Origin of the sequence: Dialister sp. CAG:357, from assembly GCF_000435155.1 — a bacterium.
GTDB classification, from domain to species: Bacteria; Bacillota; Negativicutes; order Veillonellales; family Dialisteraceae; genus Dialister; species Dialister hominis.
The window spans coordinates 1-8,336 of sequence record NZ_FR896440.1; the positions used below are offsets into that span (position 1 = coordinate 1).

An 8,336-nucleotide genomic window follows, 5' to 3' on the forward strand; every position below is an offset into this window, starting at 1 on the left:
TTTTTATCCCACAAAAAAGCGTGAAGAACCAAAAAAGAGCCGCCCGAATCAGATTCGGGAGCGGCTCTTTTTTAATTTCCATTCCAGTTGATTCCATTTCCAAAATAGGAAGAAGGACTTGTTTCCATCTGGATTGTCAGACTGACAGGCAGCTCAGTCTGGGATGCTATCCAGTTCTTAAGTTTCTCAGCGTCAGAGGGAGAGAGCTGTGAGGTGACGGTGACTGTCACTTCAAATGCAGCCGGAGCCCACGTATCGTCTTTGTCTTTTCCATAGACGGTGCCGCCTTTGATTTCCTTGATGGCAGGGAAGAGGGCGGGCGCTTCCTTGTTCAAACTTTTCAGAAGGGAAATGGTACTCGTCTCCCTGTTATAGGATCCGTAGTATTCCTCCGCAAGTTCCTTGTATGATTTTCCTCCGGTCTGTGTCGTAGCCTGCTTGAGGCGGCTGCTGATGAGATCCTGGACCTGTTCCTTATTGAGAGAGGAAGCAGGGCTTTGAACAACTTCGAGGCGGACTTTGGACAAGCTTCCGTAATCATTGAGCTTCTTTTGCAGGTTTTCCATTGTTTCCTCGTCAAGTCTGGCACCGAGCACGTCCACAAAAAGCGTGCCGTCTTTCAACTGGTAGGAAATGACATTGGCTGCATGAAGGTCCATGTCCTGGTTGATGAAGGATTCGATCTGGGATGTGCGGATGCTTTCACGGACGGTCGTACCTGCCATGTAAATGCTTGGTATGGTAATGACGATGCCAAGGAGCAGCAGGATATGGCGCTGGAAACGGAAGTGCGCCGGTGAAATCGTTTCGCTCATGGGGACGTCCAGAAGTTTGAAGATGAAGTAGCCGGAGAGCGTGATAAAGAAGGCGTTGATGAAGAAGAGGTAGAGAGCCCCGGTGAAGTAGGGAACGGAACGCATGGCAATGCCGTAGCCGGCCGTGCAAAGAGGAGGCATCAGAGCTGTTGCGATGGCAACGCCTGGAATGACGTTCGTTTTCACTGTCCTTGTATTGCCGACGGCTCCTGCGATGCCGCCGCAGAGAGCGATGAGGACATCCCATATAGTAGGAGACGTCCTGGCAGCCATTTCTGCCGTTGGAATGGTGATTGGTGTCAGGGCGAAGTAAATGGCAGCCGTCAGGAGCGAGAAGACGATCTGGAAGGAAAGCTTCACCATGGATCTCTTCAGGAAGTGCAGGTTATATGTCGCCATGCCGTAGGAGACTGCGACAAGTCCGCCCATGAGAGGGGAAATAAGCATGGCACCGATGATGACGGCCGTGCTGTCCATATTGAGTCCCACGCAGGCAATCAGGATGGCCGCAATCAGAATGACAAGGTTGGCGCCTGTGACAGTCGAGTCAGACTCTATCCTGTCACGAAGTTCATCAGCCGGCGCGCTGTCTATCCGTATATTGAAAAACTTTTTCCAGTCAAACATAAGCATCACCCTCTATATAGATAAGTATTCATTTTCTATACTATACCATGTTTGGAGAAAGGAATGATGTATGCCGATCCCAAATACGCCATGAGAATGACAGTCCTGTTTTTCAAATCCGATTCCCCTTCCGGAATCTTTTCCTTTATATTTTCCTTTATATATACATATATATAGGGAATCGAAAAGAGGGATATCGGAAAAATAATGGAAGGGGCAATTTGGATCCGGCATGTCAAATTTCATTTTCCTTTTTCTTTTTTGATCCGCATGTGCTGTTTACGTTTTTCGATGACGAAACAAAGCGGACATATAGTTTCGCAAAGTGCCTCGGTACACCCCGATACGTGTCCTTGATTTAAAAAATAAACTAAAAATTCAAAAAATTTATAAATATTTTAGATAATTTAGTATACGCGAGGAGGCGTGTTTATATTAAAATAAGGGAGTCCTAAACCGCGGAATACTTGTGCTTATCGTTCGTGCGAGGTTTCGGGAAAAAAATAAAAATTTTCAGAAAATAACTTGATTTCACCGTCTGAAAATAGTATTATTAAAAGGCTGAATGCTTCCCGGACTGTTCGAGGGTACAGCGAAGGGAAATAAGTCAGCAGACAAACTATGAAGTGGAAGGTGGCCCGCGTCGCGGGGGAATTTCCACGGAGCAGTTCATTCAGGAAATGAACGTAGGAGGTTTATGTAATGTCGAAACAGGAAAAAATCAGAATTCGTCTGAAAGGCTATGATCACAAAGCAGTTGATCAGAGCGCAGCGAAGATCGCGGAGACTGCCAAGAGAACAGGCTCCAGAGTCTCGGGACCGATTCCGCTTCCAACGGAACGTAACGTGTACACCATTCTTCGTTCTCCACATGTCAACAAAGACAGCCGTGAACAGTTCGAAATGCGTATTCACAAGAGACTCATTGACATCCTCGATCCTTCCAAGAAGACCGCGGATGCGCTGATGAGACTGGAACTCCCAGCCGGCGTCAGCATTGAAATTAAACTGTAAGGAGGTGCAAAGATGTCTAAGGCTATTTTGGGAACAAAATTAGGAATGTCTCAGGTATTCGCTGAAAACGGCGACCTGATTCCAGTAAGTGTTATTGAAGTTCTGCCAAATGTTGTTGCAGCTGTTAAAACCGTTGAAAGCGATGGATACAATGCTGTTCAGCTGGGCTACGGTGCTGTCAAGGAAAAACATTTGACAAAACCTGTAAAAGGTCAGTTTGAAAAGGCCGGAATTGATCCGGTTAAACATCTCCGTGAATACAGACTCGCTGAAAAGCCGTCTTACACGGTAGGCCAAACTCTGGCTGCTGACATTTTCGCAGAAGGCGAAATTGTTGACGTTATCGGCACAAGCCGCGGCAAGGGTTTCGCTGGCACCATTAAACGTCATAACCATCAGCGTGGACCTGAATCCCACGGTTCCAAGAACCATCGTCAGACAGCATCCCTCGGTGCTCGTATGTCCGGTGGCGGCGGAAAGGTATTCAAAGGCAAGAAAATGCCGGGGCAGCTCGGCGGAGATAGAGTAACGGTTCAGCATCTTCAGGTAGTAAGAGTTGATACCGCCCGTAATCTTATGCTTGTCAAAGGCGGCATTCCCGGCGCTAAGGGAAGCCTCGTAATGGTACAGGATACTGTAAAGCCTGTAAAATAATATTGTCTGGAACAACAGAAAATTGTTCTGATTAAGGGAGGAACATCTCAATGCCGAAAGTAAAGCTGTATAATATCGCCGGCCAGGAAACCGGCGAAATAGAGCTGAATGACAGCGTCTTTGGCGTAGACTATAACGAAGCTGTTATTCATCAGGCAGTGGTTCGCCAGATGGCTAATGAACGCCTTGGCACACATGCCACAAAGACCAGAGGCCTTGTTCGCGGCGGCGGCAAGAAACCATGGAAACAGAAAGGCACCGGCCGTGCCAGAGTTGGATCCATCCGCTCTCCACTGTGGGTAGGCGGCGGCACAGTATTCGGACCTACTCCGAGAAGCCATGCCAAAGATATGCCGAGAAAGGCACGTCAGCTCGCTGTTAAATCTGCACTGAGCGAAAAGCTCCGCGCAAATGAACTGATCGTTATCGATGCTATCGACTTCGAAGCACCGAAGACAAAGAACGTTGTAAAGATGCTCGCTGACCTTCACTCCGAAGGCAAAGCCCTCATCGTTGACGGCGCTCGCAACACGGTTCTTTCCGCTAGAAACATTCCTGGCGTTAAAGCCTATGCTCCGAGCGGACTCAATATCTATGATATTGTAAATACTGACAAGCTCTTCCTGACTCAGGAAGCTGTTAAGAAGATTGAGGAGGTACTCGCATAATGGAAGCACGTGACATCCTCATTAAACCGATCGTGACTGAAAAGTCCACAGCTCTCATGGAGGAACGCAAGTACACATTCTGTGTGCCGCTTTCCGCGACAAAGATCCAGATCCGTCAGGCTGTAGAACAGATCTTCAAAGTAAAAGTTCAGGCTGTGAATACCATGCGTTATGAAGGCAAGATGAAACGTCTGGGCCGGACCCAGGGTCGTCGCAGTGATTGGAAGAAAGCAGTCGTTACCCTTAAACCGGGCGAAACGATTGAGCTCTTCGAAGCGTAAAGGAGGAGTAATAATAAATGGCTTATAAATCATTTAAACCGTACACTCCCGGACGCCGTCAGATGACCGTTTCCACCTTTGAGGAAATTACAACAGACAGACCGGAAAAATCCCTTCTGGCTCCTGTTCATAATCATGGCGGTCGTAATGGCTCCGGTAAAATGACAGTTCGCCACCAGGGCGGCGGTCGTAAACGTCAGTACAGACTGATCGATTTCAAGAGAGATAAAGATAACATTCCGGCAACTGTTGCTACGATCGAATACGATCCGAACCGTACCTGCCGTATCGCTCTGCTGCACTATGCAGATGGCGAAAAACGCTACATCCTCGCTCCTAAGGGACTGAAGGTTGGCGACCAGGTCGTAAGCGGACCAGAATCCGATATCAAAGTCGGCAACTGCCTGCCTTTCACCAACATTCCTCTCGGTACCATCGTTCATAACGTTGAACTGAAGATCGGCAAGGGCGGCCAGATGGTTCGTTCTGCTGGCGCTTCCGCTCAGCTGATGGCTAAGGAAGGCGACTATGCTCTGCTGCGTCTGCCATCCGGCGAACTGAGAAGAGTACACATTTGCTGCCGTGCAACCATCGGAACCATCGGCAACGAAGATCATGAAAACATTACACTCGGCAAGGCCGGAAGAAACCGCTGGCTCGGCGTTCGTCCTGCTAACCGCGGCGTTTCCATGAACCCGAACGATCATCCGCATGGCGGCGGCGAGGGTAAATCTCCTGTCGGACGTAAGCGTCCTGTTACACCCTGGGGTAAACCTGCTTACGGCGTAAAGACCAGGGACAACAGAAAAGCGTCTACTAAACTGATTGTTAAGAGACGTAAGTAAGATAAGGAGGAGTAAAATTGTCCAGATCCGTTAAAAAAGGCCCGTTCGTCGCTTTCTCTCTGGAAAAGAAGATCAACGCGCTGAACGAGACTAAAGAACAGAAAATCATCAAGACCTGGTCCCGTGCATCTACAATCCTGCCGAGCTTCGTTGGACACACAATCGCTGTTCACGACGGCAGAAAGCACGTACCGGTTTACATCACTGAAGATATGGTCGGCCATAAGCTTGGCGAATTCGCTCCGACCCGTACTTTCAAAGGCCATAACAAGACCGATAAGGCGAAATAAGGGAGGAAACAAATGGAAGTTCAGGCAATATCTAGAAATATCCGTATTTCTCCCCGTAAGGTTCGCATCGTAGCCAACCTTATCCGCGGCAAGAAAGCGGGAGAAGCCATTTCTATTCTGCACAACACTCCAAAAGCTGCTTCTAAGATCATTGAAAAATGCCTGAGAAGCGCTATGGCAAATGCAGAAAACAACAACAACATGAACATTGATAATCTCTACATCTCCACAATTTTTGTAGATGCAGGCCCGATTATGAAGAGAGTGCATCCACGCTCCCGTGGACAGGCTTTCGGGATTATGAAACGTACCAGTACACTGACGGTAAAAGTTTTTGAAAAAGAATAGTCGAAGGAGGGAAACGTTTTGGGTCAGAAAGTTAATCCGCATGGAATGCGTGTAGGCGTGATCGATGACTGGGATTCCAAATGGTTTGCAGAAAAAGATTATGCTGCACTGCTTGTGGAAGATGCCAAAATCCGCCAGTTTTTAAAGAAGCACCTGTTTGCTGCAGGAATCTCCAAGATTGGCATTAAACGCGTAGGCAATCGCGTTAAGATTGCTATTTACACAGCTAAGCCGGGTATGGTAATCGGCCGCGGCGGCACAGGTATTGAGGACATTAAGAAAGCCCTCGCTGTTGTTACCGACAAAGATGTCGATATCGATATCCTCGAAATCAGATCCGTAGATATGAGCGCTATCCTGGTTGGCGAAAACATCGCTTCGCAGCTTGAAAGACGTATCGGCTTCCGCCGCGCTGTTAAACAGGCAGTTGGCAGAACCATGCGTGCAGGCGCTAAGGGTATCAAGGTAACCGTTTCCGGTCGTCTCGGCGGCGCAGAAATCGCTCGTTCCGAAAGCTACCGTGAAGGTTCCATTCCGCTTCAGACTCTGAGAGCCAACATTGATTACGGCGTAACAACCGCTCACACCACCTATGGTGCAATCGGCATCAAAGTCTGGATCTACAAAGGCGAACTCGCTCCTGGCGAAGTCGTTGAAGAAAACGAAAACGTTCGTACCAATAAAGACCGCGGCAACAACCGCCATGAAGGCAACAGAAGAGGCGGCCGTCGTGGTGATCGCAGAGACCGCAGACCGAAAAACTCTGAAAGGAGTGATTCCTGATGTTAATTCCGAAGCGTACTAAATATCGCAAGCAGTTCCGCGGCCGTATGAAAGGCAAGGAACATCGCGGCAACACAGTTACTTACGGTGAATTCGGCCTGGTAGCAACTGAACCGTCCTGGATCACAAGCCGCCAGATTGAAGCAGCACGTATTGCCATGACCCGTTACACAAAGCGCGGCGGCAAAGTATGGATCAAGATTTTCCCGGACAAACCAGTAACCGCTAAGCCGATCGGCACCCGTCAGGGTTCCGGTAAAGGCGCCGTAGAATACTGGGTGGCAGTCGTAAGACCTGGCCGCGTTATGTTCGAAATGGGCGGCATCCCGGTGGAAACTGCAAAGGAAGCAATGCGCCTTGCAAGCCACAAACTGCCGATCAAGACAAAATTTTTAGTTAAAGGTCAAGAAGTGGCAGGTGAATAAAATGAAGGTCAATGAAATTCGTAACCTGAGCACTGCCGAAATGAATGAAAAGGTTGCCGGCTTAAAGGAAGAACTGTTTAACCTCCGTTTTCAGCTCGCTACAGGACAGCTCGAAAATCCGATGCGTATTCACGAAGTGAAGAAAACCATCGCTAGAATCAAGACTGTTCAGCGCGAAGAAGAGCTGAAGGCTGCCAAGAAGGCATAACAGTTAATCCAAAAGGAGGATCTCAACGTGGCAGAAGAAAGAAAGTTGCGCAAAGTGCGCCAGGGAATTGTTGTCAGCGATAAGATGGACAAAACTGTCGTCGTTGCTGTAGAACGTAAAGTTCCCCATAAGCTGTACAAAAAATCTATTAATACCACAACAAAGTTCAAAGCGCATGACGAAAACAACGAATGCCGTGTCGGTGATACCGTACGCATCGTCGAAACCCGCCCGCTGTCTCATGACAAGCGTTGGAGAGTTGAGAAGATCGTTGCCCGTCAGAACTAATATAGAAAGTTGAATATAGGAGGAAAGGCACGATGATTCAGCAGGAAAGCAGACTCAACGTTGCGGATAATACCGGTGCTAAGAACGTCCTGGTTATTAAAGTCCTGGGCGGTTCCTTCCGTAGAAGCGGCAATATCGGCGATATTGTAGTTTGTACGGTCAAAGATGCAACCCCCGGCGGCGTTGTTAAGAAGGGCCAGGTAGTTAAAGCTGTTGTGGTTCGTTCCGTTAACGGCGTAAGCCGCAAAGATGGTTCCCACATTCGTTTCGATGAAAACGCAGTTGTTATTATTAAAGACGACAAGAGCCCGGTAGGAACACGTATTTTTGGACCGGTAGCAAGAGAACTCCGTGAAAAAGATTTCATGAAGATCGTTTCCCTCGCTCCCGAAGTGCTCTAATAGGGGAGGCAAAGTATGAGTCAGAAACTGCATGTGAAGACCGGCGATACCGTAGTAGTAATCTCCGGCAAAGATAAAGGCAAGCAGGGCAAGATCAAAGCTGCTATGCCGAAAGACGGTCGTGTTGTTGTCGAAGGCATCAACATGATCAAAAGACACACAAAACCGACCCAGGCTAATCCAAGGGGCGGAATTATTGAAAAAGAAGCTCCGATTTACGCTTCCAAAGTTATGCTTCTGGATCCGGAAACAAAGAAACCGACCCGCGTAAAGAAAGTTCAGCAGAATGACGGAACTTTCGTCAGAGCAGCTGTAAAAAGCGGCGCTATTATTGACAAGGCTTAAGCGGGAAGGAGGATAACAAGTGTCCAGATTACATGATTTTTATACTGAGCAGGTCAGAGATTCCCTGCGTGAAAAGTTCGGCTACAAGAATGGCATGGAAATTCCGAAACTGGAAAAGATTGTCATCAACATCGGTGTAGGCGAAGCTACTGAAAACAGCAAGGCTGTAGACGCAGCAGCAAACGACCTGGCAGCAATTACCGGCCAGCGTCCGATGATCTGCAAAGCTCACAAGTCCCTGGCTGCATGGAAAATCCGTGAAGGTATGCCCCTGGGCTGCAAAGTTACCCTTCGCGGGGAAAAGATGTATGAATTCCTTGATCGTCTGATCAACATCGCTCTTC

The 8,336-nt window shown here is 48.3% G+C and carries 15 protein-coding genes; 14 read left to right on the plus strand and 1 reads right to left on the minus strand.

Annotated features, from left to right (window positions below):
- Positions 1 to 71: 71 nt before the first annotated feature.
- A complete protein-coding gene (locus M3200_RS06210; RefSeq protein WP_022382679.1) occupies positions 72 to 1,442 on the minus strand; it encodes a DUF389 domain-containing protein in 1,371 nt (456 codons plus the stop codon).
- A 702-nt stretch (positions 1,443 to 2,144) separates the two neighbouring features.
- On the opposite strand from M3200_RS06210, the gene rpsJ reads away from it, so the two are divergent.
- From rpsJ to rpl5, 14 genes are all read left to right on the plus strand, one after another.
- Positions 2,145 to 2,456, plus strand: a complete 312-nt coding sequence (rpsJ, locus tag M3200_RS06215) for a 30S ribosomal protein S10 (protein WP_022105767.1) — start codon at positions 2,145 to 2,147, stop codon at positions 2,454 to 2,456.
- A gap of 12 nt (positions 2,457 to 2,468) precedes the next feature.
- Positions 2,469 to 3,110, plus strand: coding sequence for a 50S ribosomal protein L3 (rplC, locus tag M3200_RS06220; RefSeq protein ID WP_022382680.1), 642 nt, complete (start codon positions 2,469 to 2,471; stop codon positions 3,108 to 3,110).
- 50 nt (positions 3,111 to 3,160) lie between these two features.
- The gene (rplD, locus tag M3200_RS06225; RefSeq protein WP_022382681.1) at positions 3,161 to 3,778 is read left to right on the plus strand and encodes a 50S ribosomal protein L4; all 618 of its coding nucleotides are present in this window, start codon (positions 3,161 to 3,163) and stop codon (positions 3,776 to 3,778) included.
- Positions 3,778 to 4,059 (plus strand): 50S ribosomal protein L23, encoded by a 282-nt coding sequence (rplW, locus tag M3200_RS06230; RefSeq protein ID WP_022382682.1) that lies wholly within the window; start codon positions 3,778 to 3,780, stop codon positions 4,057 to 4,059. Before rplD ends, rplW begins: the two co-directional genes overlap by 1 nt.
- 17 nt (positions 4,060 to 4,076) lie before the next feature.
- Positions 4,077 to 4,904, plus strand: a complete 828-nt coding sequence (gene rplB / locus M3200_RS06235) for a 50S ribosomal protein L2 (protein WP_022382683.1) — start codon at positions 4,077 to 4,079, stop codon at positions 4,902 to 4,904.
- Between the two features lie 17 nt (positions 4,905 to 4,921).
- A complete protein-coding gene (rpsS, locus tag M3200_RS06240) occupies positions 4,922 to 5,194 on the plus strand; it encodes a 30S ribosomal protein S19 (RefSeq protein WP_022382684.1) in 273 nt (90 codons plus the stop codon).
- A 12-nt stretch (positions 5,195 to 5,206) separates the two neighbouring features.
- Entirely contained in the window at positions 5,207 to 5,542 is a 336-nt protein-coding gene (rplV, locus tag M3200_RS06245) for a 50S ribosomal protein L22 (protein ID WP_022382685.1), read from the plus strand.
- A gap of 18 nt (positions 5,543 to 5,560) precedes the next feature.
- Positions 5,561 to 6,325 (plus strand): 30S ribosomal protein S3, encoded by a 765-nt coding sequence (rpsC, locus tag M3200_RS06250; protein ID WP_022382686.1) that lies wholly within the window; start codon positions 5,561 to 5,563, stop codon positions 6,323 to 6,325.
- On the plus strand, positions 6,325 to 6,750 hold the full coding sequence (rplP, locus tag M3200_RS06255) for a 50S ribosomal protein L16 (protein ID WP_022382687.1): 426 nt from the start codon (positions 6,325 to 6,327) through the stop codon (positions 6,748 to 6,750). Before rpsC ends, rplP begins: the two co-directional genes overlap by 1 nt.
- A gap of 1 nt (position 6,751) precedes the next feature.
- A complete protein-coding gene (gene rpmC, locus M3200_RS06260) occupies positions 6,752 to 6,958 on the plus strand; it encodes a 50S ribosomal protein L29 (RefSeq protein WP_022382688.1) in 207 nt (68 codons plus the stop codon).
- A gap of 27 nt (positions 6,959 to 6,985) precedes the next feature.
- On the plus strand, positions 6,986 to 7,246 hold the full coding sequence (gene rpsQ / locus M3200_RS06265; RefSeq protein WP_022105777.1) for a 30S ribosomal protein S17: 261 nt from the start codon (positions 6,986 to 6,988) through the stop codon (positions 7,244 to 7,246).
- A 32-nt stretch (positions 7,247 to 7,278) separates the two neighbouring features.
- Positions 7,279 to 7,647: a 50S ribosomal protein L14 gene (rplN, locus tag M3200_RS06270; protein WP_022382689.1), complete on the plus strand. Its 369-nt coding sequence runs from the start codon at positions 7,279 to 7,281 to the stop codon at positions 7,645 to 7,647.
- A gap of 15 nt (positions 7,648 to 7,662) precedes the next feature.
- Positions 7,663 to 7,992 carry a 50S ribosomal protein L24 gene (gene rplX / locus M3200_RS06275; protein ID WP_022382690.1) on the plus strand — a complete coding sequence of 110 codons (330 nt, stop codon included), beginning with the start codon at positions 7,663 to 7,665 and terminating at the stop codon, positions 7,990 to 7,992.
- 19 nt (positions 7,993 to 8,011) lie between these two features.
- Positions 8,012 to 8,336: large ribosomal subunit protein uL5 (rpl5, locus tag M3200_RS06280; protein ID WP_288178190.1), on the plus strand; the 325-nt coding region annotated here is incomplete at its 3' end.

Coding starts and splice junctions, on each gene's coding strand:
- rplV (WP_022382685.1), top strand. CDS start 5,207: ATGGAAGTTCAGGCAATATCTAGAAATATCCGTATTTCTCCCCGTAAG.
- rplN (WP_022382689.1), top strand. CDS start 7,279: ATGATTCAGCAGGAAAGCAGACTCAACGTTGCGGATAATACCGGTGCT.
- rplW (WP_022382682.1), top strand. CDS start 3,778: ATGGAAGCACGTGACATCCTCATTAAACCGATCGTGACTGAAAAGTCC.
- rpsJ (WP_022105767.1), top strand. CDS start 2,145: ATGTCGAAACAGGAAAAAATCAGAATTCGTCTGAAAGGCTATGATCAC.
- rplD (WP_022382681.1), top strand. CDS start 3,161: ATGCCGAAAGTAAAGCTGTATAATATCGCCGGCCAGGAAACCGGCGAA.
- M3200_RS06210 (WP_022382679.1), bottom strand. CDS start 1,442: ATGTTTGACTGGAAAAAGTTTTTCAATATACGGATAGACAGCGCGCCG.
- rplX (WP_022382690.1), top strand. CDS start 7,663: ATGAGTCAGAAACTGCATGTGAAGACCGGCGATACCGTAGTAGTAATC.
- rplC (WP_022382680.1), top strand. CDS start 2,469: ATGTCTAAGGCTATTTTGGGAACAAAATTAGGAATGTCTCAGGTATTC.
- rplP (WP_022382687.1), top strand. CDS start 6,325: ATGTTAATTCCGAAGCGTACTAAATATCGCAAGCAGTTCCGCGGCCGT.
- rpmC (WP_022382688.1), top strand. CDS start 6,752: ATGAAGGTCAATGAAATTCGTAACCTGAGCACTGCCGAAATGAATGAA.
- rplB (WP_022382683.1), top strand. CDS start 4,077: ATGGCTTATAAATCATTTAAACCGTACACTCCCGGACGCCGTCAGATG.